Annotated in this window: 25 protein-coding genes; 18 read left to right on the forward strand and 7 right to left on the reverse strand. The window is 69.2% G+C overall.

Going from position 1 to position 22,963, the window contains the following annotated elements; all coding sequences use genetic code 11:
• Positions 1–172: 172 nt before the first annotated feature.
• From ABZT06_RS13345 to ABZT06_RS13365, 5 genes are all read left to right on the forward strand, one after another.
• On the forward strand, positions 173–1,024 hold the full coding sequence (locus ABZT06_RS13345) for a maleylpyruvate isomerase family mycothiol-dependent enzyme (protein ID WP_355739359.1): 852 nt from the start codon (positions 173–175) through the stop codon (positions 1,022–1,024).
• A 649-nt stretch (positions 1,025–1,673) separates the two neighbouring features.
• Entirely contained in the window at positions 1,674–2,165 is a 492-nt protein-coding gene (locus ABZT06_RS13350) for a TetR family transcriptional regulator (protein WP_355739362.1), read from the forward strand.
• Between the two features lie 41 nt (positions 2,166–2,206).
• A complete protein-coding gene (locus tag ABZT06_RS13355; protein ID WP_355739365.1) occupies positions 2,207–3,469 on the forward strand; it encodes an MFS transporter in 1,263 nt (420 codons plus the stop codon).
• Entirely contained in the window at positions 3,435–4,586 is a 1,152-nt protein-coding gene (locus ABZT06_RS13360; RefSeq protein WP_355739368.1) for an epoxide hydrolase family protein, read from the forward strand. The genes ABZT06_RS13355 and ABZT06_RS13360 overlap by 35 nt, the downstream gene beginning before the upstream one ends.
• A gap of 485 nt (positions 4,587–5,071) precedes the next feature.
• On the forward strand, positions 5,072–5,761 hold the full coding sequence (locus ABZT06_RS13365) for a haloacid dehalogenase type II (RefSeq protein ID WP_355739371.1): 690 nt from the start codon (positions 5,072–5,074) through the stop codon (positions 5,759–5,761).
• Between the two features lie 66 nt (positions 5,762–5,827).
• On the opposite strand, the gene ABZT06_RS13370 is transcribed toward ABZT06_RS13365, so the two are convergent.
• Entirely contained in the window at positions 5,828–6,430 is a 603-nt protein-coding gene (locus ABZT06_RS13370) for a hypothetical protein (RefSeq protein ID WP_355739374.1), read from the reverse strand.
• A gap of 156 nt (positions 6,431–6,586) precedes the next feature.
• On the opposite strand from ABZT06_RS13370, the gene ABZT06_RS13375 reads away from it, so the two are divergent.
• From ABZT06_RS13375 to ABZT06_RS13390, 4 genes are all read left to right on the forward strand, one after another.
• A complete protein-coding gene (locus ABZT06_RS13375) occupies positions 6,587–7,048 on the forward strand; it encodes an SRPBCC domain-containing protein (protein WP_355739377.1) in 462 nt (153 codons plus the stop codon).
• Positions 7,045–7,407 carry a winged helix-turn-helix domain-containing protein gene (locus ABZT06_RS13380; RefSeq protein ID WP_355739380.1) on the forward strand — a complete coding sequence of 121 codons (363 nt, stop codon included), beginning with the start codon at positions 7,045–7,047 and terminating at the stop codon, positions 7,405–7,407. The genes ABZT06_RS13375 and ABZT06_RS13380 overlap by 4 nt, the downstream gene beginning before the upstream one ends.
• Positions 7,408–7,420: 13 nt before the next feature.
• A complete protein-coding gene (locus ABZT06_RS13385; protein WP_355739383.1) occupies positions 7,421–7,864 on the forward strand; it encodes an SRPBCC domain-containing protein in 444 nt (147 codons plus the stop codon).
• A gap of 329 nt (positions 7,865–8,193) precedes the next feature.
• Positions 8,194–8,400: a hypothetical protein gene (locus ABZT06_RS13390; protein ID WP_355739386.1), complete on the forward strand. Its 207-nt coding sequence runs from the start codon at positions 8,194–8,196 to the stop codon at positions 8,398–8,400.
• Between the two features lie 5 nt (positions 8,401–8,405).
• Here ABZT06_RS13390 and ABZT06_RS13395 read toward each other — a convergent pair whose 3' ends face one another.
• Positions 8,406–8,819 carry a VOC family protein gene (locus ABZT06_RS13395; RefSeq protein WP_355739388.1) on the reverse strand — a complete coding sequence of 138 codons (414 nt, stop codon included), beginning with the start codon at positions 8,817–8,819 and terminating at the stop codon, positions 8,406–8,408.
• Positions 8,816–9,403, reverse strand: a complete 588-nt coding sequence (locus ABZT06_RS13400; RefSeq protein ID WP_355739391.1) for a dihydrofolate reductase family protein — start codon at positions 9,401–9,403, stop codon at positions 8,816–8,818. Before ABZT06_RS13400 ends, ABZT06_RS13395 begins: the two co-directional genes overlap by 4 nt.
• A gap of 828 nt (positions 9,404–10,231) precedes the next feature.
• Here ABZT06_RS13400 and rpmG point away from each other — a divergent pair.
• Genes rpmG through ykgO form a run of 3 tightly spaced genes read left to right on the forward strand, consistent with a single transcriptional unit; the run spans position 10,232 to position 10,816 of the window.
• Positions 10,232–10,396 (forward strand): 50S ribosomal protein L33, encoded by a 165-nt coding sequence (rpmG, locus tag ABZT06_RS13405; RefSeq protein WP_355739394.1) that lies wholly within the window; start codon positions 10,232–10,234, stop codon positions 10,394–10,396.
• A gap of 49 nt (positions 10,397–10,445) precedes the next feature.
• Positions 10,446–10,697 (forward strand): type B 50S ribosomal protein L31, encoded by a 252-nt coding sequence (locus ABZT06_RS13410; protein WP_355739397.1) that lies wholly within the window; start codon positions 10,446–10,448, stop codon positions 10,695–10,697.
• A complete protein-coding gene (ykgO, locus tag ABZT06_RS13415; protein ID WP_006130958.1) occupies positions 10,694–10,816 on the forward strand; it encodes a type B 50S ribosomal protein L36 in 123 nt (40 codons plus the stop codon). Before ABZT06_RS13410 ends, ykgO begins: the two co-directional genes overlap by 4 nt.
• A gap of 157 nt (positions 10,817–10,973) precedes the next feature.
• Here the strand turns inward: ykgO and ABZT06_RS13420 are convergent, their stop codons facing one another.
• The gene (locus ABZT06_RS13420) at positions 10,974–11,576 is read right to left on the reverse strand and encodes a hypothetical protein (RefSeq protein ID WP_355739400.1); all 603 of its coding nucleotides are present in this window, start codon (positions 11,574–11,576) and stop codon (positions 10,974–10,976) included.
• 313 nt (positions 11,577–11,889) lie between these two features.
• Between ABZT06_RS13420 and ABZT06_RS13425 the strand changes: the two genes are divergently transcribed.
• The 4 genes from ABZT06_RS13425 to ABZT06_RS13440 all read left to right on the forward strand — a co-directional run bounded on the left by ABZT06_RS13425 (position 11,890) and on the right by ABZT06_RS13440 (position 15,472).
• Positions 11,890–12,174 (forward strand): polyprenyl synthetase, encoded by a 285-nt coding sequence (locus ABZT06_RS13425; protein WP_355739403.1) that lies wholly within the window; start codon positions 11,890–11,892, stop codon positions 12,172–12,174.
• Positions 12,164–13,219, forward strand: coding sequence for a polyprenyl synthetase family protein (locus tag ABZT06_RS13430; RefSeq protein WP_355739406.1), 1,056 nt, complete (start codon positions 12,164–12,166; stop codon positions 13,217–13,219). The genes ABZT06_RS13425 and ABZT06_RS13430 overlap by 11 nt, the downstream gene beginning before the upstream one ends.
• 87 nt (positions 13,220–13,306) lie before the next feature.
• Complete coding sequence (locus ABZT06_RS13435) at positions 13,307–14,464, forward strand: oxygenase MpaB family protein (protein WP_355739408.1); 1,158 nt, start codon at positions 13,307–13,309, stop codon at positions 14,462–14,464.
• Between the two features lie 216 nt (positions 14,465–14,680).
• Positions 14,681–15,472 carry a DeoR/GlpR family DNA-binding transcription regulator gene (locus ABZT06_RS13440; protein ID WP_355739411.1) on the forward strand — a complete coding sequence of 264 codons (792 nt, stop codon included), beginning with the start codon at positions 14,681–14,683 and terminating at the stop codon, positions 15,470–15,472.
• A gap of 148 nt (positions 15,473–15,620) precedes the next feature.
• On the opposite strand, the gene ABZT06_RS13445 is transcribed toward ABZT06_RS13440, so the two are convergent.
• Genes ABZT06_RS13445 through ABZT06_RS13455 form a run of 3 tightly spaced genes read right to left on the reverse strand, consistent with a single transcriptional unit; the run spans position 15,621 to position 18,721 of the window.
• Positions 15,621–16,487 (reverse strand): carbohydrate ABC transporter permease, encoded by an 867-nt coding sequence (locus ABZT06_RS13445; RefSeq protein ID WP_355739414.1) that lies wholly within the window; start codon positions 16,485–16,487, stop codon positions 15,621–15,623.
• A complete protein-coding gene (locus tag ABZT06_RS13450; protein WP_355739417.1) occupies positions 16,484–17,458 on the reverse strand; it encodes a sugar ABC transporter permease in 975 nt (324 codons plus the stop codon). Before ABZT06_RS13450 ends, ABZT06_RS13445 begins: the two co-directional genes overlap by 4 nt.
• A gap of 3 nt (positions 17,459–17,461) precedes the next feature.
• Positions 17,462–18,721 (reverse strand): extracellular solute-binding protein, encoded by a 1,260-nt coding sequence (locus tag ABZT06_RS13455; RefSeq protein ID WP_355739420.1) that lies wholly within the window; start codon positions 18,719–18,721, stop codon positions 17,462–17,464.
• A 384-nt stretch (positions 18,722–19,105) separates the two neighbouring features.
• Between ABZT06_RS13455 and ABZT06_RS13460 the strand changes: the two genes are divergently transcribed.
• Positions 19,106–19,306, forward strand: a complete 201-nt coding sequence (locus ABZT06_RS13460) for a hypothetical protein (protein WP_355739423.1) — start codon at positions 19,106–19,108, stop codon at positions 19,304–19,306.
• A gap of 626 nt (positions 19,307–19,932) precedes the next feature.
• Entirely contained in the window at positions 19,933–22,869 is a 2,937-nt protein-coding gene (locus ABZT06_RS13465) for a TIM-barrel domain-containing protein (RefSeq protein WP_355740159.1), read from the forward strand.
• Positions 22,870–22,963: the final 94 nt, after the last annotated feature.

Genomic DNA, 22,963 nt, shown 5'->3' on the forward strand with positions numbered 1-22,963 from the left:
GTACATCGAGAACCAGAAGCGCCCAGCCTGACCGCCACCCCGGAGACGCAGAGATCTCCGGCGCTTCGCGCCTCCGGGCCGAGGATCGCATTCCCACCCGGCCTGAAGGCCGGGATTCCCTGCAAAGAACAAGGGATGGAAGACCCAGCCTCCCCGCTGACAGGCTTTGGCCATGAGCCTCCAGCCCGACGACGTATTCAACTTCTCCTGGCTGGGCAAGCCGATCGACGCTCGCCCGCTGTTCGCGCCAGAGCTTGCGTCGCTCCTGGACGTGCTACGCAGGCTGCGGCGAGATGAGTGGAGCAGGGCTGCGGTCCCAGGCTGGACCGTCCACGATCTGGCCGCCCACATCCTCGGCGACTACCACGGCCGTCTCGGCTGGAGCACAGAGAGCCACCAGCGCATCAAGGCGGCTGGAGAGACACTGGAAGCGTTCATCCATCGGGTCAACCAGGAATGGGTCGACCTCCACGCCGATCGCAGCCCCGCAGAGCTCATCGGGGGCCTGGAACTGGCCGGAACCCGGGTCGCCCGTCAATTCGAGGGCATCGACCTCGACGCAGCGGGCCTGGGAGTGTCCTGGGCAGGGGCCGACCCAGCGCCCAAGTGGCTGGACATCGCCCGGGAGTTCACCGAGTACTGGACCCACCGCCAACAGATCCGGCACGCCACCGGCCAGGACACCGACCCGGAGCCCGACGCTCTGTCCGCGGTCCTGGACACCTTCATGCGAGCCCTTCCCCACACACTGCGTCACACGCACGCACCCGCCGGGACACAACTCCAGGTCATCCTCGAGGGGTCAGCCGCCGGCACCTGGACCGTGACCGCCACCGCGGACCACTGGTCACTGGCCGAACCACCCAGCGGCCGGCCCGCCGCCTCACTGCACCTGGACTCAGAGACCGCCTGGCGACTCTGCACCCGCGGCATTGATCCCGGCACTGCCCTTTCCCGGGCCCGCATCAGTGGAGAGCGCCGGATCGCCGAAGCCGCCTGCCAGATCGTGTCCATCGTCTACTGATGGAGAGGAGCAGCGGCGCCGTCCGCCGCTGCTGCGTGGCACCGTCGAGGAGCAGCGTTCCTTCGAGGTCTGCCTAAACCGCACACAGGCCGGGCCGGTCCTGAACAACTATGCCCAGATCTGCCTGGCCGCCTGGGACGCCCTGCTGAACCAGGCGAAGCCGCACAGCATCACGCGCCGCGACGACCTGAGCGTGCGCACCACCCGCACCACCTGGATTGCCCGCCGCCCCTGAACCGCGTGGGAAACCGCAAGACCTGGCCTGGTCAGGTCAGGTCTTGGCCAGCGGAGCCGTCCGTCGACTCCGGCGCCATCTTCGCGCCGAGATCGCTGCCGGGCTTCCAGGAAGCGTCGACAGCCGGGACCTGGCCGCGGCGATGACCGAGAACATCCGCGCGCGCTACGAGGGTCGGTGGCCGTCGCCGTATACGCGGTTCCGGATCCGTTCACCGAGGACCAGGTGATGGCGGGCCCAGGCTCGGCGCCCGACAGTTGCGTACATCTGTTCTTTACGTAGTGTACGTTTGTTCCTATGAACAGAGTGGAACCTCCCGGGAGGGACGCCTCCGGCGTCCCCGTAGGGCGGCGGTCGCGTCGGCATGATCCGGAGCGCCGGACACGCATTCTCGACGCCGCTCTCGATGTGCTCGTGACGGACGGGTCAGCCGGTATCACGCACCGGAAGGTCGCCGCTCGCGCGGATGTGCCGTTGGGGTCGGTCACCTACCACTTCTCGAGCCTGGTCGAGCTCCAGGCACAGGCGTTCGCCTGGTACGTGGAACAACAGACCGCGCAGTTCGAGGGCCTCTTCGCGGAGGTCACGTCGCGCGAGGACCTGGTCGACGTCCTGGTGGATCTGGTGCAGGGAGGACCGTCCCGGCGCCGCAGCGCGGTCCTCGGCTTCGAGCTGCACCTGGCGGCTCTGCGCGATCCCGCTCTCCGGGCGCTGACACAGCAGTGGACCAGGGACAGTCGGGCCGTGCTGGCCCGTTTCACCGGGCCGGAGACAGCCGGCCGTCTGGATGCCCTGCTGGAAGGGTTGATCATGCATGCGCTCCTCGCGATCGAGCCGGAGCCTCAGGAGGTGACACGGGCGGCGATCCAGCAGGCCCTCGGCCCGCTCACCGGACGGGGAACGTGAACGCGGCCCCTGACCCGCGGCCGCGAGATGTCGCGACCGCGGTGAGGTCGACGCACGTGGTCTTCGCCGGCCTGGGACTCGCGGGGTCGACGTGGGCCTCCCGGCTGCCGCAGATACGGGCGCGGATGGACTTGGACCCAGCGTCACTGGGGCTGCTGTTCCTCGCGATCGCCGTCGGTGGTGTCGTTGTGCTGCCGCCGGCCGGGGGCATCGTCACGCGTGTCGGGCCCCGCCGGGCCATCACCGCTGTGGCCCTGCTGGTCGGTGCCGGTCTCGGTGCCGTAGCGATCGGCTACACGCTCTGGACGCCGCTCGTGGTGGCCGGGCTCGTACTGCTGGGCATGTCGACAGGTCTCTGGGACGTCGCGGTGATCGTGCACGCCGCGGACATCGAACGACGCCTCGGCCGGTCGGTCATGCCCCGATTCTTCGCCGGGTTCAGTCTCGGTACGGTCGCCGGTGCCTGTCTCGGTGCGCTGATGAACGCCTGGCGGGTTCCCGTGATCCTCCACATCGGCGGAATCGCCCTGCTCATCGCCCTCGTGACGCCCGCGGCCGCCCGGCATTTCCTTCCCGGGCCCGCCCCGAGCGGCACCGGGCGGCCGCCGACGACGGTCGCCCGCCCGGACCCGACCCCGCGCCGCGGGCCCACCCTGTGGCGCGCGTCGACCCCGTGGCGCGACCCCCGCACGGTCGCCATCGGCTGCCTCGCGCTGGCCTTCGCGGTGGCGGAAGGGGCGGGCAGCAACTGGATCAGCCTCACCGTCATCGACCGACACCACACCACGGCCACGGTCGGAACCCTGGCCTACGCCGCGTTCCTCACCGCGGTCACGCTGAGCCGCTGGCTCGGGTCGGCGATCGTCGACCGGCTGGGCAGGGTCGCCGCGCTGCGGGCGGCTGCCGCCGCCACCGCCACCGGTGGCGCCTTGTTCGCGCTCGGCCCCGACACATGGACGGTCTTCGCCGGTGTACTGCTGTGGGGAGCAGGCGCGGCGCTCGGCTTCCCCATCACTCTGAGCGCCGGTGCCGATGAACCCGTCCGTGCCGCCGACCGGGTCGGTGTCATCACCTCGATCGGATACTGCGGCTTCGTCGGCGGCCCTCCCCTGATCGGATTCCTCGCCGATCGGACCGGGCTCGCACACGCCCTGCTCGTCATCACGGTCCTCATGGGCGGGGCCGTCGCCCTCTCAGGCGCCGCCCGCCCCGCCCCCACCTCCGCACCCCCGCCGTACCGAGACCCTGAGCACACCAAGGAGACATCCCATGCCGAGCACTCCGCCCCTGATGGCGGTCAGTGACGCCGAACTGGCCGAACTCCGCGCCCGGTTGGAGCGCACGCGGTGGCCCGAACCCTGGCCGGTGGACGGCTGGGAGGCCGGAACCGACACGGCGGAACTCCGGCGCCTCACCGCGTACTGGGCCGACGGTTACGACTGGCGAGCCCACGAGGCCGCCATCAACGCCCTCCCCTCACACTTCGCCGACCTCGACGGAACACCCGTCCACTATCTCCGCTTCGACGGCGAACACCCCGACGCGCTGCCGATCGTCATCACGCACGGCTGGCCCAGCTCCTTCCTCGAACTGACCGCCCTCGCCAACCGGTTGGCCACCCCGTCCCGGTACGGAGGAGCGGCCGAGGACGCCTTCACCGTGATCGTGCCCTCACTGCCCGGATTCGCGTTCTCTCCCCAGCGGCCCGAGCTTTCCGACGCGGAGCAGACCCACCACCTCTGGCACTGGCTGATGCACGACGAACTCGGCTTCGAGCGGTACGCGGCACACGGCGGAGACCTGGGCGCCGGCGTCACCTCGCGGCTGGCCGAGGCCCACCCTGAGGCTCTCGTCGGCATCCACCTGCTGGCGGTGGCCGCCCCGGCCGCATACGACCCTGCCACCGTCACCCCGCAGGAACAGGCCCACCTCGATTCCGTGGCGGCCTGGCAGGCCCAGGAGGGCGCCTACCTGCAACAGCAGAGCACCCGCCCCCTCACCCTGAGCCAGGGCCTGACCGACTCCCCCGTCGGCCTGCTCGCCTGGCTCGTCGAGAAGTACCGTGCGTGGAGCGACTGCGGCGGCGACCTGTCCTCGCGCTTCAGCGACGACTTCCTCCTCACCCAGGCGTCCCTCTACTGGTTCACCGGGACGATCTCCACCTCCTTCCGCCCCTACTACGAGTACGCCCACGGCCTGACCCGACGTGTGGAGCGGGTGCGCGTCCCCACGGCCGTCGCCCTGTTCCCAGCCGACCTGAGCCGGCCGCCACGCAGCTGGGCCGAGCGCACCTACGACATCACCCGCTACACGCACATGCCCCGCGGCGGACACTTCGCCGCCCACGAAGAACCCGCCCTGCTCGCCCACGACATCACCGAGTTCTTCCGCGCGTACCGCTCCCCTCTCATCGGGGGCTGACGGGTCCGCCCGACGGCTGCGTGGGATGAGGAGCGACGGCCGCACCGGGGTGGGTGAGGAGTGCCGACCGCACCGGGGTGGGGTGACGAGCGCCCGCCGCACTGGGCGGCTCCAGCGCGCACAACCGCCCACAGGCACAGGCGCGCCCTTCCCCCATTCGACCCGCTCGTTGAAGTGGCCGCCGCTCGCGGTGGACCGGGAAGCAGCCGGGCCGGGACGGGTCGGCGGGCGAGGCCGAGGAAGAGGGTTTCGGCGTTGCCCCGGTCGACCGCCTCACCTGGCCGGGGCTGTGGTCGGGTCAGGGATTACGCGGAGGTGGTGCGCCGATCGTGCGTTGTGGCTTGGTGGGCGCGGTGGTTGGCGACGTTGATGCGGTGGCCGCACCGGCCGTGCGGTTCGGGAATGAGGGTGGCTTCCCGCTGCGTTCGGTTAACAGCCCTCCTACGCCCCTCCTACGCCCCTGCTTCGACCAGGAGACCTCTCCCATGTCAGAGCTAGAGATCGACGCCGTCGTGTTCGACGTGCTCGGCACGCTCGTCGACGAACCCGCCGGTATCCGCGCCGGCATTCGTGCACTCGACCCGGCGATCGACGATCCCAGGGTCGAGCAGCTTTTGTCGCTGTGGCAGCAGCACATCGACCGCGAGCAACGTCGCATCCTCGACGGCGTCCGGCCCTACGGCACCAGCGACGTCCTCGACCTGGAAGCCGCCCGGCTCGTCGCCGAGGCCGCCGGAGTCGACGACCCGGCCGCCGTAGCGGCGCTGGCCCTGTCAGGTCGCCGGCTCCCGCCGTGGCCTGACACCCTGGCGGGGCTCGCCCGACTCGCCGAACGGTTCCCGCTGATCGGACTCTCCAACGCGAGCCGGACGGCGCTGCTGGGACTCAACGCCCACGCCGGACTGCGCTGGCACCAGGCCCTGTCCGCCGAAGACGCCCGGACCTACAAGCCGGACCCAGCGGTCTACCAGCTGGCCGTCACCGTCTCCGGACGACCGCCGGAGCGGCTCCTGATGGTCGCCGCCCACGCCTGGGACCTGCGCGGAGCACAGGGCCTCGGCCTGCGCACCGCCTACGTCGCTCGCCCCGTCGGCGACCCGCCCACCTCCTCGGACGCGTTCGACGTGCACGCCGACGATCTGGCCGGCCTGGCCGACCAACTCGACCCTGCCTAGGGGCGTGTCCAGCGGGTCATCGGCGGAGCCAGAGTGCGCTCCGGCCGGGTGGGCCCAGGCTGCGGGTCAGCGTCGATAGAGCTGCCACATGGCAAGTTCGTCGTCGTGCGCGCGTAGGCGTTCGACGGCCTTGATCGGGGTGCGGTGTTCGGTGAGTTCGTAGAAGAGGAACAACGGGGCGAAGACGCTGGCGTAACCGAAAGGGGCGCCCCGTGGGGCGATGTAGACGCCGGCACCGGCGTCGAGGAACGCGTCGGCGAGCGCGGGCTCTCCCGTGTCGCAGCCGGTGACGAGGGTGACGCTGCCCGGCAGCCGGAAGTGTTCGCGTACGCGGTCTGGCCCGACGGCCCCGGTGAACGGCTGGAATCTGGCCAGCTCGTCGGCGACGTCTTCCATCAGGATGCGGCCCTCGTCGCCGTGGCAGGACAGGATCACATAGGGTGCGATCGGTCTGGTGCCGTCCAGCGCGGCCACCAGGTGGCGGGGCTGACCGACCCGCAGATAGTTCACCTGGACACCGAAGACTTCCAGCCCGTCACGCAGGGCACGGGTGAACCCGCCCCCGATGTCGATCAGGTCGACCTGGGTCCAGGCCAGGCGACCGGCCTGGACCTCGCGTATGCGCGACGGCCGCTGAGTCGCCAGCCACGCCTCTTCTTCTTCATCCATCACTTGGCCACGATGCCACGGCCACACCCGAGCAGGTTCACACCCAACTCGCCCGTCGCCGAACCGAATCACATCATCACGCAACTAAAGGTTGCGCATCTGTCACCCGGTCGGCTAGATTGATGTGCAACCAAACGTTGCAGGAGGCGGGCGAGCATGGAATTCGGAACGGTCGAGCGGGAGATCCACATCGACGCCTCACCCCAGGTCGTCTACGACGTGGTGAGCAGCCCCGAGCACCTCCGCGAGTGGTGGCCGGACGAGGCGGAGTTTTCGGCCGTTCCCGGGGGCACGGGGCGTATCGGCTTCGGAGACTGCTCGCAGGACGGCACCTGGATGCAGTTCGCCGTCGTCGACGCCGTGCCGCCGCGGCTCTTCTCCTTCCGGTGGACCCACGAAGAGGGAGAACCAGCAGCCCTCGGCAACTCGAATCTGGTCGTCTTCGAGCTCGAGCCCGCCGGGACAGGGACGCTCCTGCGGATGACCGAGAGCGGCTTCCGCGAGCGCGGCTGGGACGAGGCGAAGGTCGCCGCCAAGTACGCCGAGCACGTCACCGGCTGGGACTTCTACCTGCCGCGGCTGCCACCGTACGCCGCGAAGGTCGGAGCCGGGGCATGAGCGTGATGGTGGACGACGACCTCTGGTCGGCGGTCGGCGACCCGACCCGGCGCCGGATGCTCGACCTGTTGCTCAGCGAAGGCAGCGGGACGGCAACCAGCCTGAGCGAACAGCTGCCGGTGACCCGCCAGGCGGTGGCGAAACACCTCCTCGTCCTCGACCGGGTGGGCCTGGTGCACGCCACCACCGCCGGCCGCGAGAAGCAGTTCCGAGTCGACCAGGCCCAGCTCGCGCGCGCCGTCGCCCAACTCGCCGACGTCGGCGCGGCCTGGGACTCCCGTCTCCAGCGCATCAAGCGCATCGCCGAGACGATCCAGCACGGCAAGGACGCGGACGACGAGACCGGCAAGAAGCAGTAGAGAGGAACACGCGATGGCAGACATCCTTCACCGCATCGGCGTCGAGCAATCCTCGCCGCAGCAGGTGTACGACGCGCTCACCACCCTGGACGGCTTGTCCGGCTGGTGGACCGAGAAGACATCCGGAAAGACCGAACTCGGCGGAGTGATCGAGTTCCGGTTCGGGCCGGGCGGGTTCGACATGAAGGTCGCCAAGCTCGATCCGGGCCGACTCGTCCGCTGGGACGTCGTCGACGGACCGCAGGAATGGATCGGCACCAGCGTGCAGTGGGACCTCCGTCAGGACGGTGACTACACGATCGTGCTGTTCAAGCACGAGGGCTGGCGTGAGCCGGTGGAGTTCATGCACCACTGCAGCACCAAATGGGCCATCTTCCTGATGAGCCTCAAGCAGCTCCTCGAGACCGGGGAAGGTGCCCCCGAACCGCGCGACGTGAAGATCAGCGACTGGCACTGACCGGGCGGCGCCCGCGGAGGGTCGCGACGACGCCGATCAGCCGGCCGGTATGTGGCTCTCGGCGTCTGCCCGATCTGGGCCTCGAGCAGGTGCTGGGGCGATGGTCGCGTAGTCGCCCGCGGCCGCGTGGGGTAGGCAGATTTCCACCAGGCGGCAGCAGCCCGCTCCCCGTTCGGGACCGAGGTGGTTCGCGCTACTGACCGGGCCCGCAGAGACTGGGAGCGGTATGACATTCCGGGCACCAGCTCCCACACCCGTTGGCCCGGCAGCGATCCCCACGGACCGCGCCCCGGACATCCGTAAGCGGATCGCCGCGTCCCCCTCTCCAGATGGAGCAGCCGCACACCGCCGGCGCGCTGATCGCCGGCGCGGAACCGAGCCCCGCCCTGTTCGTGGATGCTGCGACCTTCGCCGTGCCCGCGCCGCTGCTCGCGTTCGGAGTGCGGGGCCTGCGTGAGGTGTGGAACCGACGGTGGACGGAGCCGGCGTCGCTGCGTGTCTACCGCGGTGAACTCGCGCAGGCGTTTACACCGTGACTGTCTCAGGAGAAGTCTGCTGCGGTGATTCCGTCCGGATGTCCGGACGGCCATTCCACCAACTCGATCCGGTAGCCGTCCGGGTCCGTGAGCCACGATGTCTTTGGGCCATGCGGGCCGCCTGGATACTGGACGGGCTCCGGCTCCAGACCTGATGCGGCCAGTGTCTCCAGGGCGGTGCCGAGTGTTTCCACCTGGATCGCGAGATGCTGGAAACCGTTGCCCACGTCGATTCGTCCGTCGCCTGGGCGGTCGACCAGTTCGAGTGAGGCCGCCGGTTCGCCGGGGAACTTCAGGAGCGCACGGCGAACACCGTCACCGCCTTCCACCCTGCCGAGCTCGACGTAGCCCAAGGCGGTGTAGAAACCGAGCGAACGGTCCAGATCAGTGACGCGGTAGGCGACGAAGAGCGTCTTCATGCGGCCTTCTCGGGTTGGCGCACCCGGTAGCGCAGGTGCGTGACGTCTCGATCGTCGAGCCGGCGGACGAGATCGAGTTCAATGTGCTCACTACCGAGATGGTCGAACAGGCGCCGGCCGCTGCCGAGAAGGATCTGGACCAGATGAATCTCCATCTCGTCGATCTGCCCGGCTCGGAGAAGGGCTTGGGCCGCTCCCGCTCCGTGCACCATGACCGGCCGGTCACCGGCTGCCACGCGAGCCTGACGGGCACAGTCCGCGACATCGGTGACGAATCGTGCGTGGCCTGGTGGTACGTCCCCGTCATCCACGTGGTGGGTGAGGACGAAGATCGGCACGCCGTCATGGTGGTCGCCCTGCCAGCGCCCGGCGAGTTCGAATGTCCGACGGCCGGAAATCACTGCGCCGGTCGCCAGCGCTTCGCGGTAGACCTGTCCGCTGGGCCCATCGGATTCCCGGTCGTCGAGCCAGTTGAAGAGCCGCCCACCGTTGCGTCCGAGCTCCTGACCCGAGCGATCGTCCGGGCCCGCGATATAGCCGTCGAGGGACATCGACATGTACAGCCGAATCGGATTGTTGACCATCCTGGCCTCCACCTCTCCTCGTCCATGACACCGGGATTCACCGGCTTCCTGCGCCGTCGGCCGGGCGGGATGTCACAAGGCAGACCGCAGTCAACGGGAAAACTCATCGGCCTGGGGGTCAGTCGACGCCGCCCAGGATGCGTGGCGTTCCGGGCGTTCGATGGGGTGGCCGCGTTCGAAGCGGGCTCTGGCGCTGCACGCCGGCGGGGTTGCGCGGACTTGCCGAGATGAAGGCCATGGCCAGGGGCGGCGGCCGCGCCCCGGGTGACCCTTGTACGTAGCCGGGCGGTGGCGAAGGCCGACTCGACAGGTTCGTGGTCCGCAGGTGGATCCAGTGCCCCAGTGCTCCGCGAAGAAGTCGTGGAACGACAGCAACTCGTCCACGTCCACCGATGGAACGCGGTGACGGCCTTCATAGCGTGGGCTCGGTCCTCGGCATTGCAGATCTCCTTGAGGCGCCTTCCTCGCGCCGGGTTCCGCGGATACAGCACGGGCCACTCCCTCGCTGATCTTCGGGGATATGCGGCAGCTGGGCGGGAGGATCATCGAGGAGGACCGATTGCACTCACCCGGACTCCCCTCGACCGCCGGGCCCCGGTCGTGACTTTCCGTGGCTGGTGGTAACCGTTGCGGACCACCAAGCGGTGCCCGCACTCGTCACGCTGGCTGCCGTGTTCTTCGGCAGGCGCCACCAGTGCCTACGCGGCAGATATGGCAGGCGACAGGAGACAGGTGGGAGAAGGGAATGCAGCGCCGGCCTGTGGCGTTGGAACGATCGTCTGACATGACCGAGTCAATGAACTCGGATGTCGGCGGAAGGAGTCCCTCATGGCACGCAGCACCACACGGCCCGTCGTCAAGCTGAAGTCGACGGCCGGCACCGGAGTCATCTACGTGACCCGGAAGAACCGTCTCAACGATCCCGACCGGCTGAACCTGCGGAAGTACGACCCGGTGGCCGGCAAGCACGTCCAGTTCCGCGAAGAACGCTGACACCGTCCTCCGTCGAACGCGACGGAGGGCCCGCAAGGAGGCACCACCCATGAGGTCCGGCATCCACCCCGTCTCCCGCCCTGTCGTCTTCCGCGACCGCGCGGCTGGTTTCCAGTTGCTCACCCGCTCCGTCCTCGACGCCGACAACGTGGTCGAGTGGGAGGACGGCACCACATACCCGGTCGTCGACGTGGAGATCTCGTCGGCGAGCCACCCGTTCTACACCGGCACCTCGCGGGTCGTGGACACGGCGGGCCGGGTGGAGCGCTTCGAGCGGCGTTACGGAGGAGAAACACGATGAAGGTACGCAAGTCACTGCGCTCGCTGAAGGCCAAGCCCGGCGCCCAGGTGGTACGCCGACGGGGCGTGACCTTCGTGATCAACAAGAAGGATCCCCGCTTCAAGGCCCGCCAGGGCTGACTTCGCCACACGGCCTTCGGCCCGGTGCCGCGTTCGCGGCACCGGGCCGTCGTCGTGCCGAGCCGGCGCCGCGGGCTCACTCCCGAGTGTTGGTGTTGCCCAAAGGAGAGCAGTGACGGCGCAAGGTCCTTCACGCCCTGCCGGATGAGCGCGTCGATCAGTCGAACGGCATCCCCGCCAGGCCGAAACCGACGACCAGGTCGGTCGCGCCGTGCTCGATCCCGGTGCGACCGACGCATCCACGCTCTCGACGATGTCCGCCCGGCCGCTGCTCCACCTCCGTGCCGCCGCAGTTCTCGACTACCTCAGCGCGCCCCTGACCGGCCGGAAACAGTTCGCGGCGACGCGTAACGCTGCCCGCCTCACGTAGCACCTTGGCCGCCGTGGCGAGGACGTGTCTGGCCGAGGCGCCCAGCGGGTGTCCGATCGCGATGGCGCCGCCCTTCTGGTTGACGCGACCCGGGTTGACCTTCCGCGCGTCGATGCAGGCGACCGACTGCACAGCGAAGACCTCGTTGAACTCGACCGCGCCCACCTGGTCCCGGCCGACCCCGGCCCGGGCGGGCACACGGTTCACGGCCTCGCCCGGGGCGTAGCCGAAGGCAGGCGGCTCCAGCGCCATCACGCTGCGCCCCGTGATTTGGGCGATCGGGTCGACCCTGATCACGGCCGCGGCCTGATCCCTGCCCAACAGCACCGCGGAGGCACCGTCGTTGAGCGGGCTGGCGCTGCCCTCGGTGATGGTGCCGCCTCGCTCCACCGTACGGAGAACTGGCTTGAGCCCGGTCAGGGACCTCCGGCGTGGATCCCTTCGTCTCCTATGTCTCCGCCAAGGGCGCGCTGAACGGATTCATCTCTGTCCTGTCCGCCCACCTCGCCGCTCATGACATCACCGTCAACGGCGGCGCGACCAGATGGCCGTCGACCTGCACTCCCTCGCCGGATCCGTACGGGAGAGCGGTGGGATCACTCGATCGTGAGTTCTTCCGCGGTCGCATCCTGTCTGACGCGATGCTCGGAAGGGCGGTGTGCGCCCGGGGCTGCCTGGCTGTACGACGGATGAGGGAGACGGCGTGACGCGAGAAGCGGTTCGGCGCGGGGATGTGAACAGCGACAGCCAAGCACTCCTGCTGGCTGCAGGACTGGCCGATCTGGCGGTCAGCACGGTGGGTTCGGCCCTGGGGACGGTGCGCGGGTTGTTGCGCCGGTCGGACGGCACCGAGCTGGCCGCGGAGGCGGAACACGAGCTCGTGGCGCGGGGGCGTCTGGTGCTGGACCGGTACGCGGCCGGGCCCCCCGCCCACTTGGAGATCCTCGCCCAGCGCGCCCTGGCGCGGAAGGCCACCGGTGACGTATGAGCGGTGGGAGCCGGCCGCGTTCAAGGCCCGCGTGGACGAGGTGCTGCGTCGCTTCGTCGCCCGGGAGGCCGACGAGTTCGCGGCGGTCGATCCGATGCTCGGTGCCGTGGCCGAGAGACTGGAGGCGGCGGTCGCGGAGGGCAAGCGGCTGCGGGCGGCGTTCTGCTACTGGGGGTGGCGGGCGGGCGGGCAGCCGGACAGTGACGCACTGGTGCGGGCGGCCGCCTCGATGGAACTGGTGCATGCCGCCGCGGTAGTGCACGACGACCTCATCGACGACAGCCCGCTACGGCACGGCCGGCCCACGACCCACATCGCCCTGCGCGGGGCCGTAGGGCCTCGTCCCGACGCCGATGCCGCCGCGCGGTCGTTGGCGATGCTGGTGGGAGACCTGCTGATGGCGCTGGCGGGGCAATTGTTCGCCGCCAGCGGTCTGCCCGCCGCGTATCTCGTCCGGGCCCGGCCGCTGTGGGCGGTGATGGCCCGTGAGCTGATCGCGGGTGAGTGTCTGGAGATCCTGCGTACCGGCGCCGGCCCGGACACCGAGGCGTCGCTGAAGGTGATCCGGTACAAGACCGCCAAGTACACCGTCGAACAGCCCCTCTTGATCGGGGGTGCGCTGGCCGGCGCGGGCGCGCGGCTGCGCGAGGGCTACTCCGCCTACGGGTTGCCGCTGGGCGAGGCGTTCCAGCTCCGGGACGACCTGCTCGGGCTGTTCGGAGATCCCGAGCTCACCGGCAAGGCCAATGCCGACGACGTGCGCGGCCGACGGCCCACCGCACTGCTGGCAGAGACATGGCGCCTCGCCGGTGACGCGGAGCGGGAGCTGCTGCACAGGCTGCTGGGCCGCGACGACCTGGACGGGAAGGGGCTGGAGACGGTGCGCGAGGTGATGCGACGGCTGAGGGCGCCCGAGCGGATCGAGGACATGATCGGGGCACGGGTCGAGGAGGCTCTCGGCGCCCTCCACGAACTGGGACTACCGGCGCACGCCACTGGCGGCCTGACCACGCTGGCGCATTCCGCGGCGGTACGCCTGTCCTGACCGTTCGCATCCAGTGCGGCCCGGCGCACCCGGCTCCGCCCCTGCCGCCCGTCGTGGACGCTCCAGAGGAAGACGAGGAACCCTGCCATGACCTACACCGACGCATCGCTGGACGCCCTGCGGCGCACCGGGGACGAACTCGCCGACGCCACCGTCGCCGAGCTCTTCGACCGCGGGGAGGTGGGCAAGTTCAACACCCTGATGCGGTACGTCTCCACCGCCGGCGCTCCCCTGCCGGAGGGCCTGCCCGACGTCGCTCGTGAGTACATCGAGGCCACGCGCACTCCGCCGTCCTGGGTGGACTGGGCGGAGATGGAGAAGGCCCGGCTGTTCTTCATCGACAACAACGTGCACATCTCCACCGCTCTGTCCTTCGCCTCCATGCCCGCCTGCTACGTCGTCCCGCACGTGGCGAAGCTGCTGTCGGCCAGTCACGGCCTGGAGTACCCGTCCAAACGAATGGCCGAGACCGGGCAGTTCACCGTCCATCTGATGCAGCCCGACGCCTTCGAGGCCGGCAGCCGCTTCATCCCCGCCGCCCAGAAGGTCCGGCTCCTGCACGCCTCCATCCGCCACCACCTCACCCGCGAGAACCGCTGGGACAAGGCCGCCCACGGGACGCCGATCTGCCAGGAGGACATGATCGGCGGGCAGATGTTCTTCTCCCTGCTCGTCCTGGACAGCCTGCACCGGCTCGGGATCCACATGTCGACCGAGGGCGCGGAAGCGTACTACTACGCCTGGCGCGTCGTCGGCGCCATGCTGGGCGTCGACCAGGACGCCGTACCCCCGACTCTCGACGAGGCCCGCCAGTTTCTCGACCTGTACATGGTCCGGCACATGGGGCCCTCCGAGGAGGGCGCCCGTCTGACCCGGCAGCTGATCGACCTCTACGAGGAGGTGGTGCCCGGCACCTTCTTCGACCCCGTCGTCTCCGCCCTCGTCCGCCACCTCATCGGCGACACCTGCGCCGACTGGCTCCACGTGCCGCGCACTTCGTGGGACACCGTCGTCAAGGCCGTCCCCCATCTCCTCGGCGTACTGGAGACCATCGAGGACCGCTCCCCCCTCGGCGCCTGGGCCCTGGACCGCCTCGGCCACCTCACCACGGTCCTCGAACTGTCCTCCCTCACCCGTGGACGCGTCATGCACTACGCGATCCCCGAAACACTCAAGAAGGACTACGGCATCACCAGCGCGGTACCCCGCACCCGCCGCTGGACTCCACCGACCACCACCGTCTGAGACCGTGTACTCGCCGCCGTCCAGGTCGATGAAGGCACAGCCGCCGACCGCGTCGATGAGCGGCCAGTTCCATCGATGCAGAAAATCCTGAAAGGAGATGCAAGCAATTGTTGATGTATAGGTGATAAAGTACTGAAATATGCAACGGGTGCCACGACGACCGCTCCCGTCCGTGGTTTCATGGGCACCCGTTACCGCCGACAGAGAGCGACGAAGATGGCGACACCGCAGGCCAGGTGGAGCGCGCTGCTGGAGATGCTGACGCGGGACGGGCGTATCGAGGTCGAGGCGGCAGCGGCCGAACTCGCGGTGTCCGCTGCCACGATCCGGCGTGACCTCGACGAGCTGGCTCGCCAGCAGATGGTCACCCGCACCCACGGTGGCGCCGTGATCAACGCGATCGCCTACGACCTCCCGCTGCGTTACAAGGCGGCACGCCATGCTCCCGAGAAGGAGCGGATAGCGCACGCGGCAGCCGGCCTGGTCAAGGCCGGGGCCGTGGTCGGCCTCAACGGCGGCACCACGACCACCGAGGTCGCACGGGCGCTGGCGACCAGGAGTGACCTGGGCTCCGAGGGTGGTGCGGACCCGTCTCTGACGGTGGTCACCAATGCCCTGAACATCGCCAACGAGCTGGTCGTGCGCCGCCATGTGAAGCTCGTTGTCACCGGTGGTGTGGCCCGCCCGGCCTCGTACGAACTGATCGGGCCGCTGGCCACCGAACTGCTCGCGGAGATCACGCTGGATCACGTCTTCATCGGAGTGGACGGCATCGATGCCGTGCACGGCGCGACCGCCCATCACGAGGGTGAGGCCAGCATCAACCGGATGCTGGCGCGCCGCGCCCAGCAGGTTGTCGTGGTCGCCGACTCCTCCAAGTTGGGCAAGCGGGCGTTCGCGCGGATCTGCCCATTGGAGGACGTCCATGTGCTGGTCACGGACAAGGACGCCCCCGCCGGACTCATCGAGCCGTTCGTCGCCGCCGGGGTGGAGATCGTCCGCGCCTGAACCGGCCTGTGCCGCACGGAGGTTGCGGGTCACACAGCCAGCCGCGCGGAAGGGCAGGCGCCGCGCCGGTACGGCGAGGCCGCCGTGCCCTCTCGCACGAAGTCCCGCCCCGCCCTCCGACAGCGCCCGCCCCGGTGGACCCCCTGCCTCACCCCTTGACGCCACCGGCCGTCAGACCGCTGACCAGATGGCGTTCCACGAAGATGAACAGCACCACGACCGGGACGACGGCGATCAGCGAAGCCGCGAAGAGGTACTGCCACTGCTCCTGGTAGGCGGTGACGAACCCGGGGATGGCCTTGGTCAGCGTCGTGCGGTCCTTCGAGGACGTGATGGTGAGGGCGACGACGTACTCGTTCCAGGCGGCGATGAACGTGTACACCGCCGCCGTCACCACACCGGGCATGGCCAGCGGCAGGGTGATCCGGGCCAGCGCCCCCAGCCGGCCGGCCCCGTCCAGGTACGCCGCCTCCTCCAACTCCTTGGGGACACTGGCGAAGTACGCGTTGAGGATCCACACGCAGAACGGCAGATTGAACGCCGCGTTGACCAGGATCAGCGCCTCGCCGGTGTCCGTCAGGTCGAGGCTGACCATTTCCCGGTAGATGCCGACCAGCAGCGCCGTGGGCGCGAACATCTGGGTCACCAGGACCAGCAGCAGGAACGCGCCGCGGCCGCGGAACCGGTGCCGCGCGGTGTAGTACGCGGCGGGCAGTCCGACGAGCAGCGCGAGCAGCGTGGACATGCCGGCGACGTACAGCGAGAAGCCCAGTGAGCCGGTGACCGGCGGGTCGTCGAGCGACCACACGTCGGCGAAGTTCGACCACTGCCAGTGCGACGGCAGATACGTGGGCGGGGACTTCATGAGATCCGGCGTCGGTTTCAGCGCCGTCAGCAGCATCTGGAGGTACGGGGAGAGGAAGAGCAGGGCGACCAGCCAGCCGACCCCGGTGAGCAGCACGGTGCGCACCTTGTGTCCGGCCCGGGGCCCGGCGTGCGCGGTGGGCGTGGTCATCGGATCTCCTCCCGCCATCGCACGACCCGCAGATACGCGAGCACCACGACGAGGATCAGTGCGAAGTTCACGACGGCCATCGCGGCCGATTCGCCGACGGCCTGGTTGTCGAAGGCGAGCTTGTACATGAAGGTCGTCGTCGTGTCGGTGGCGAAGCCGGGGCCGCCGCGGGTCATCGACCAGATGATCGGGAACGAGTTGAACACGTTGATGATGTTGATGATCGCGGCCACCAGCAGCGAGGGACGCAGCAGCGGCAACGTGACGGAGAGGTACGTCCTGAGCGTCCCGGCGCCGTCCATGCGGGCCGCCTCGTAGACGTCCGCCGGGATGGTCTGGAGTCCGGACAGGATGACGAACGCGGTGAACGGCAGGGAGACGAACACCGCCACGGCCATCATCGCCGCGAATCCCAGGACCGGGTCGGCCAGCCAGTTCACCGGTTTGTCCAGGAGGCCCACGTCCATCAGGAGGCGGTTGACGACGCCGTAGAAGTTGTTGAGCATCCAGCGCCAGATGAGCGCGGTCATCAGCACGGACGCCGCCCAGGGCACGATGAGCGCCCAGCGGACCACCCGCTGCCCGGGGAAGCGGGTGTTGAGCAACTGGGCGAGCCCGAGGGACAGCAGGAGGGTGACCGCGACGACGCCGACGACCCAGATCAGCGTGCGCAGCAGTACGCCTGGCAGGTCCTCCTCGGCGAACAGGTCGGTGTAGTTGTCGAGGCCCGCGGAGCCGAGGGACAGGCCGGTCGAGCTGATCCTCGTGAGGGAGGTGCGGACCATTTCGACGACGGGCCAGACCACCATCGCCAGGATGAGGACGACGGCGGGGCCGAGCCAGAGCAACGGTTCCAGGGCCCGCAGTCCGCGCCGCCGCTTTCGGACGGGAGCGGCGGGCGGTGCCGCCGCGTCCGGGGCCGGCTCTCGCCGGTCCCCGGACGCGCGTACGGAGATGTCGTGGACGGCCATGCGTCAGCCGGTCTTCTGCGCGGTCTTCTGGATCTTCTCCAGGACCTTCTTCGGATCGCCGCCTGCCACGGCGGTGCCTATCTGCTGCTTCACGGCGCCGTCCACGGCCGCCCAGCCCGGATTGTCGGCCGGGGCGAACCTGGCGCCGGCCAGCGCGTCGACGAACGGCTTGTAGTAGGCGGTGTCCGAACTGAGCGCGTCACCGGCCGACTTGGTCACCGAGAGGAATCCCTCCGTGGACAGGAACGTGGAGGCGTTCTCCTTCTGGTAGACGAAGTCCAGGAACTTGTTGACGGCCTCCCGGTTCTTGCCGCCGTCCTTCTTGAACGCCACCAAATAGTCCTGTACGCCCAGGGTGTTGTGGGTGGTGCCGTCCTTGCTGGGCAGCGGCGCGACACCGTAGTCGAGGTCCTTGTCGACGGGGTCGATGAAGCCCTTGCGCATGAAGACGGCGCCGTTGATCATGCCGATCCGGCCCTGCGCGAACTGGTTGAAGACGTCCTTGCGGTTGGTGGTCTCCGGGTTGGGCTGGGTCAGCCCTTCCTTGGTCAGCTTCCTGAGGTAGGTCAGGGTCTCCACGTTCGCCGGCTGGTCGACGGCCCACTTCCCGGAGTCGTCGACCCAGCCGCCGCCGTTGTTCATCGACCAGATGCCGAACTCGCCCTGGGCTTCCTCCGGTCCGAGGGGCAGGCCCAGCGGGATGACTCCGCTCTTCTTGGCCTTCTTGATCTTCTTGGCGGCGGCCTCGACCTCGGCCCAGCTCTTCGGCGGCGCCGTGACACCTGCCTGCTTGAAGATCGCCTTGTTGTAGAAGAACAGCCGCGCACTGGAGATGAAGGGCAGGCCGTACTGGACTCCTTGGTACTTGGCCTGGTCGGCGAAGAGGGGCAGGAAGTCGCCGAGCACCTTCGCCGACACCGCCTCGTCCGCCTTGTAGATCAGGTCGTCGCGCGCGAAGTCCGAGAACTTGTTGTAGTTGAGGACGTCCGGCTGCTGCTTGGTCTGGATGTACGTCTTGACCTTGGAGTCCATCTGCTCCCAGTCGACGACTTCCAGGTTGACCTTGTAGCCGGGGGTCCGGGCCTCGAAGTCCTTGATGAGTTTCTCCCAGTAGGGCTGGGTGTCCTCGTCGTACTTCGCGGCCACGAAGGTGATCGTCCGGCCGTCCGAGGCGCCGCTGTCGGAGGAGCCCCCCTTGCCGCATCCAGCGAGCGCCAAGGCCAGAACGAGGCCTGCGGCCGTGCCTGCGAGGTGCTGTTTCACTCAGGTACCACCCTCTCTTCGTACCACTGTGCAGTGACGACGGGTGCGGCTCAATGCTTGTTTATGCTCGAATCATGCTCGAATCAAGCAGTAAACGCCATCATGCTCAACCGATCACGCATAGTGTCAAGGGGCCGCCGGATCACGACTCGGTCAAGCCGAGTGCGGTGCCGTGGGGGTCACCCCCGGTCGGAGAGCGCCCGAGATCGCCGCCCGGCCGGGGTGTGGCACCGCCTCCTCGGGCTCGCGCAGCGGCCGGACTCGGCCCGCGTAGCGACGCTGCCCGGGCCGGCGAGCGCGTGGCCGTCGCCGGCCGCGGCACGACGTAGTTGATGTTCCAGGCGTACGCGATGCTGCGGGAGTTCGCCGGCCAGGACGCGACCGATGCCGTTGCGGTGTCCGACACACCGACCGAGCCGGGCCACCGAGGTGCCGACGGCGCTCGGGCGCCTGCGCGGGGTGGCGGGCGCCGCCGCGGTCACCGCCGATCCGGCGAGCCCCGTCATGGACCTCGCGGACGCCGCCGTCTGCCTGGCGCTCGCCAGGCAGACGTCCGTCGCGCAGAGCTGCTTCGCCCATCGCTGAGCGGGCGTTTCTGTTCGCGCTGCCGGTGCGAGGACCTGAGCACTCTCACGTACTCGGCGGCGACTGGATCCACGGCCTGGCGCAGGAGGCGGCGTTGAGGATGCGCGAGGCTGCAGGCGCCTGAACGAAGGCGGATCCGGCGTGGAAGTACCGGCACGGGTACCGACCGGCGAGTCGCCGAGGTCTGCCACCGGATCGGGTCCGAAGCGCCAATTGGTCGCCGGCGCGGGTCATGGCGCGGCGGCGCGCCGCGGGCCCGGACGTGGACGTGGGCCCCTGGACAACCCACGCCTTCTCGCGCGTTCGGTGCTTATCGCCCGACGCGGTTCACGCAGAATTAACGCTCTCCTGAAGGCGGGCCCGCGGTCCACGGTTGATGCCCGTGAGCAGCGGGCCCGCCCGCTGTCGGCCGCCCCAGGGGCCAGCGCGGCCCCACAGGAATCAAGGAACGCATCGTTGACAGATGAAATTTACTGCAAGATTATGTGCGGAAAACTACAAGATCTTGCATCACTCATCAGAGACTCCCGGCCTCTGCCCGCTGGAGGACAACAGTGCGTGCACAGCCCCGCAGACTCGGCGTCGTACTTGCCGCCGCTCTGACCCTGACTTTCGCCTCGCTCGGCATGGAACCCCCGGCCCTGGCCCAGTCGTCACAGGCCGGTACGGCCCCAGGGCCGAAGGTGACCGAAACCGCGGACGGACTCACCCTGTCCGTACCGGCCACCGGGAAGAGCCCCGGCTACTCCGTCGACGTACCCACCGACGGCGATCTGGCGCTCCGCACCGAACGCGCCGGCCATCCCGTCCTGACCACCGCGGGCGGCGACACGGGCGCCTTAAGGTTCCGTTCCGGCGGTGCGTGGCAGCACGCCACCGGCGTCACCGGCTGGCGCTGGAAGGGCGGCGTGCTGACCCTGACCGCCGGCTCCACGCTCGCCGGGGCCACCGTCCAGGCGCACCTCACCCCGGCCGCCGACCGCTACCAACTCGACTGGAACGTCGAGGGAGTCGATCCGGACCGGCTGGGACTCGCCTACGACCTCAGCTCCGCCGGACACTGGTACGGGCACGGAGAGGCCGAGACCCCGCAGGGCGGCCCCGGCACCGACCAGCCCTGGCCGCTGGACAGCGGCGAGGTCGAGCACCCCGGCTTCTCCCCCGCCTCGTACCACATGATCGATCCGTTCTGGTACACCTCCAGCTCGGCCGGGCTCCGCGTCGACACCGGGCATGTCATGGACGTGGCGATCAACGAGGGCAAGGACGGGCTCGGACGCTTCGACATAGAGTCCGCCGACCCCTACAAGGCCACCGTCTTCGTCGAGTCGACCCCGCTGGAGGTCTACCGCGACTACGTCGGCATCGTCGGGAAACCGGCGAAGAGCGATGCCACGTACGAGCAGTACGCCAAGCCGGTCTGGAACTCCTGGGCGCAGTTCTACACCCACGTCGACCAGGAGAAGGTCCTCGACTACGCCACCGACCTCAAGGACAACGGGCTCGAAGGGCACGCCCTCCAGCTCGACGACAAGTGGGAGTCGAACTACGGCAACCTGACCTTCGACGCCAAGGCCTATCCCGACCCGAAGGCCATGTCGAAGAAGATCCACGACCTCGGCTTCGACTTCGGGCTCTGGACCACCCTGTGGATCAACCTCGACTCCGACACCTACCAGTTCGCTGTCGACAAGGGCTACTTGCTCAAGGACGCCGCCGACACCGCCAAGCCCTGCACGGTGACCTGGTGGAACGGAACGGCGGGCATCATCGACCTCGCCAACCCCGAGGCCAAGGCCTGGTACACCGGCCGCATCAAGACGCTGATGAGCGACTACGACATCGACGGCCTGAAGTTCGACACCCGCTTCTTCGACGACAAGTGCGCCCCGCGCGACGGGTTCAAGCCCACCGACTACCAGCGTCTCGGCACCGAGCTCGCCGACGAGTTCGACCTCCAGGGCGTGGGTATCCGCGTGCACTGGGACTCCACCGCCCACCAGGCCGGGTTCGTCACCCGGCAGGTCGACAAGGGCACCGGCTGGGACTCGGTCCGCGCCTCCGTAAGCCAGAACCTCGCGATCTCCACGATCGGCTACCCCTTCGTCACCACCGACATGATCGGCGGCTCCGGAGGCCAACCCGCCCCCGAGAAGGACGTGTTGATCCGCTCGGCGCAGGTCGCCTCGCTGATGCCGCTGATGTACTCCTCGACCTCGCCCGTCGACACGATCGACGTGACCACCGGCCAGAAGGTCGTCTACGACCAGCAGACCATCGACCTCTACCGGGCGGCGATCAAGCGGCACGAACGTCTCGCGCCGTACATCTGGGACCAGGTGCAGCAGACCCTGAAGACCGGTGACCCGATCGTCCGGCCGCTGTTCTTCGACTATCCGCAGGACAAGGCCGGTTACACCGTCTCCGACGAGTGGATGCTCGGCCCCGCCGTCCTCGCGGCACCACAGGTCGCCGACCGGGCCACCCGGACCGTGCACCTGCCCCCGGGCACCTGGTACGACGTCAACCAGGGCACCGTGATCCGCGGCCCGAAGGACCTCAAGGGCTACGGCGCTCCCCTGGGCGTCACCCCCGCCTTCGTGAACCTCAAGGCGAAGGGCGCCGACAAGGCGCTGCGTGCCCTGCGGAGCGCCAAGGCCCCCGCCGCCTCCGTGCTGCTGGCCCCCGACGCGCCGGAGACCGGCAACGGTGAGGCCTTCGAGATCACCACCACGGTCACCAACTGGGGCTCCCAGCCGCTGAAGCGGGTCACCAGTGCGCTGAAGGCGCCCGACGGCTGGCGCACCGAGGCCACCACGGCCGCGACCACCAGGTCCCTCGCCGCCGGCGCCACGCTCACCACCAAGTGGACCGTCACCCCGCCCGCCGACGCGGCCTGGGGCAGCCACACCCTCACCGGGACGGTGACCTACGACGGCAGCCCGCCGGTCTCCGACCGCGTCCCCGTGAAGGTGAAGCCGCAGCCGGGCGCGGTCTCGGCGCCGTACCGCACCGCCGACACCGCGGGCGACGCCCAATTCGCCCAGGCCGGTGACCAATTCGCCATCTGGGCGGGCGGCCAGGACCTGTCCGGCTGGAAGGACGAGAAGGCCACCGTCTTCGAGAAGTCAGTGGTCGCCGACAAGGCCACCGTGCGGGCACGGCTCGTCTCCCAGGAGTCCGCCAGTCCCGTCGGCAAGGCCGGCCTCGCCGTCGCCAACGACCTGACCGCGCCCGAGAAGGGTGGCTACGCGGTCCTCGTCATGACGGACAAGTACGGCCTGGAGTTCATGACCGACAGCGACGGCGACGGAAAGCTCGACACCTGGGCGGGCGGCGGCCAGACGTACCACCCCGCCTACCTGAAGCTGGTGCGCGACGGCACGACGTACTCCGCGTACGCGAGCAAGGACGGCACCACCTGGTCCACCGTCGGGTCTGCCACGGTCGCCTCGGCCTCCGGCACCGGCGACGCGGGCCTGGTCGCCTCGGGCGCCAACGTCAACTACCCCGGTGAACGGATCCAGGCCGTCTTCGACGGCTTCTCGGTCACCGCGCCCTGAACAGTGACCGCGTCCTGAACAGTTGGCGCGTCCTGAACGGACACCGCGTCAGGGGCGCCTCCGGCCGACGCAGCCCGGAAGCGCCCCGACAGCC

The sequence above is a fragment of the Streptomyces sp. NPDC005483 genome (assembly GCF_040606035.1).
Lineage (GTDB): Bacteria > Actinomycetota > Actinomycetes > Streptomycetales > Streptomycetaceae > Streptomyces.

Coding starts and splice junctions, on each gene's coding strand:
- ABZT06_RS13345 (WP_355739359.1), top strand. CDS start 173: ATGAGCCTCCAGCCCGACGACGTATTCAACTTCTCCTGGCTGGGCAAG.
- ABZT06_RS13360 (WP_355739368.1), top strand. CDS start 3,435: ATGCCGAGCACTCCGCCCCTGATGGCGGTCAGTGACGCCGAACTGGCC.
- ABZT06_RS13365 (WP_355739371.1), top strand. CDS start 5,072: ATGTCAGAGCTAGAGATCGACGCCGTCGTGTTCGACGTGCTCGGCACG.
- ABZT06_RS13370 (WP_355739374.1), bottom strand. CDS start 6,430: ATGGATGAAGAAGAAGAGGCGTGGCTGGCGACTCAGCGGCCGTCGCGC.
- ABZT06_RS13375 (WP_355739377.1), top strand. CDS start 6,587: ATGGAATTCGGAACGGTCGAGCGGGAGATCCACATCGACGCCTCACCC.
- ABZT06_RS13380 (WP_355739380.1), top strand. CDS start 7,045: ATGAGCGTGATGGTGGACGACGACCTCTGGTCGGCGGTCGGCGACCCG.
- ABZT06_RS13385 (WP_355739383.1), top strand. CDS start 7,421: ATGGCAGACATCCTTCACCGCATCGGCGTCGAGCAATCCTCGCCGCAG.
- ABZT06_RS13390 (WP_355739386.1), top strand. CDS start 8,194: ATGGAGCAGCCGCACACCGCCGGCGCGCTGATCGCCGGCGCGGAACCG.
- ABZT06_RS13395 (WP_355739388.1), bottom strand. CDS start 8,819: ATGAAGACGCTCTTCGTCGCCTACCGCGTCACTGATCTGGACCGTTCG.
- ABZT06_RS13400 (WP_355739391.1), bottom strand. CDS start 9,403: ATGGTCAACAATCCGATTCGGCTGTACATGTCGATGTCCCTCGACGGC.
- rpmG (WP_355739394.1), top strand. CDS start 10,232: ATGGCACGCAGCACCACACGGCCCGTCGTCAAGCTGAAGTCGACGGCC.
- ABZT06_RS13410 (WP_355739397.1), top strand. CDS start 10,446: ATGAGGTCCGGCATCCACCCCGTCTCCCGCCCTGTCGTCTTCCGCGAC.
- ykgO (WP_006130958.1), top strand. CDS start 10,694: ATGAAGGTACGCAAGTCACTGCGCTCGCTGAAGGCCAAGCCCGGCGCC.
- ABZT06_RS13435 (WP_355739408.1), top strand. CDS start 13,307: ATGACCTACACCGACGCATCGCTGGACGCCCTGCGGCGCACCGGGGAC.
- ABZT06_RS13440 (WP_355739411.1), top strand. CDS start 14,681: ATGGCGACACCGCAGGCCAGGTGGAGCGCGCTGCTGGAGATGCTGACG.
- ABZT06_RS13445 (WP_355739414.1), bottom strand. CDS start 16,487: ATGACCACGCCCACCGCGCACGCCGGGCCCCGGGCCGGACACAAGGTG.
- ABZT06_RS13450 (WP_355739417.1), bottom strand. CDS start 17,458: ATGGCCGTCCACGACATCTCCGTACGCGCGTCCGGGGACCGGCGAGAG.
- ABZT06_RS13460 (WP_355739423.1), top strand. CDS start 19,106: ATGCCGTTGCGGTGTCCGACACACCGACCGAGCCGGGCCACCGAGGTG.
- ABZT06_RS13465 (WP_355740159.1), top strand. CDS start 19,933: ATGGAACCCCCGGCCCTGGCCCAGTCGTCACAGGCCGGTACGGCCCCA.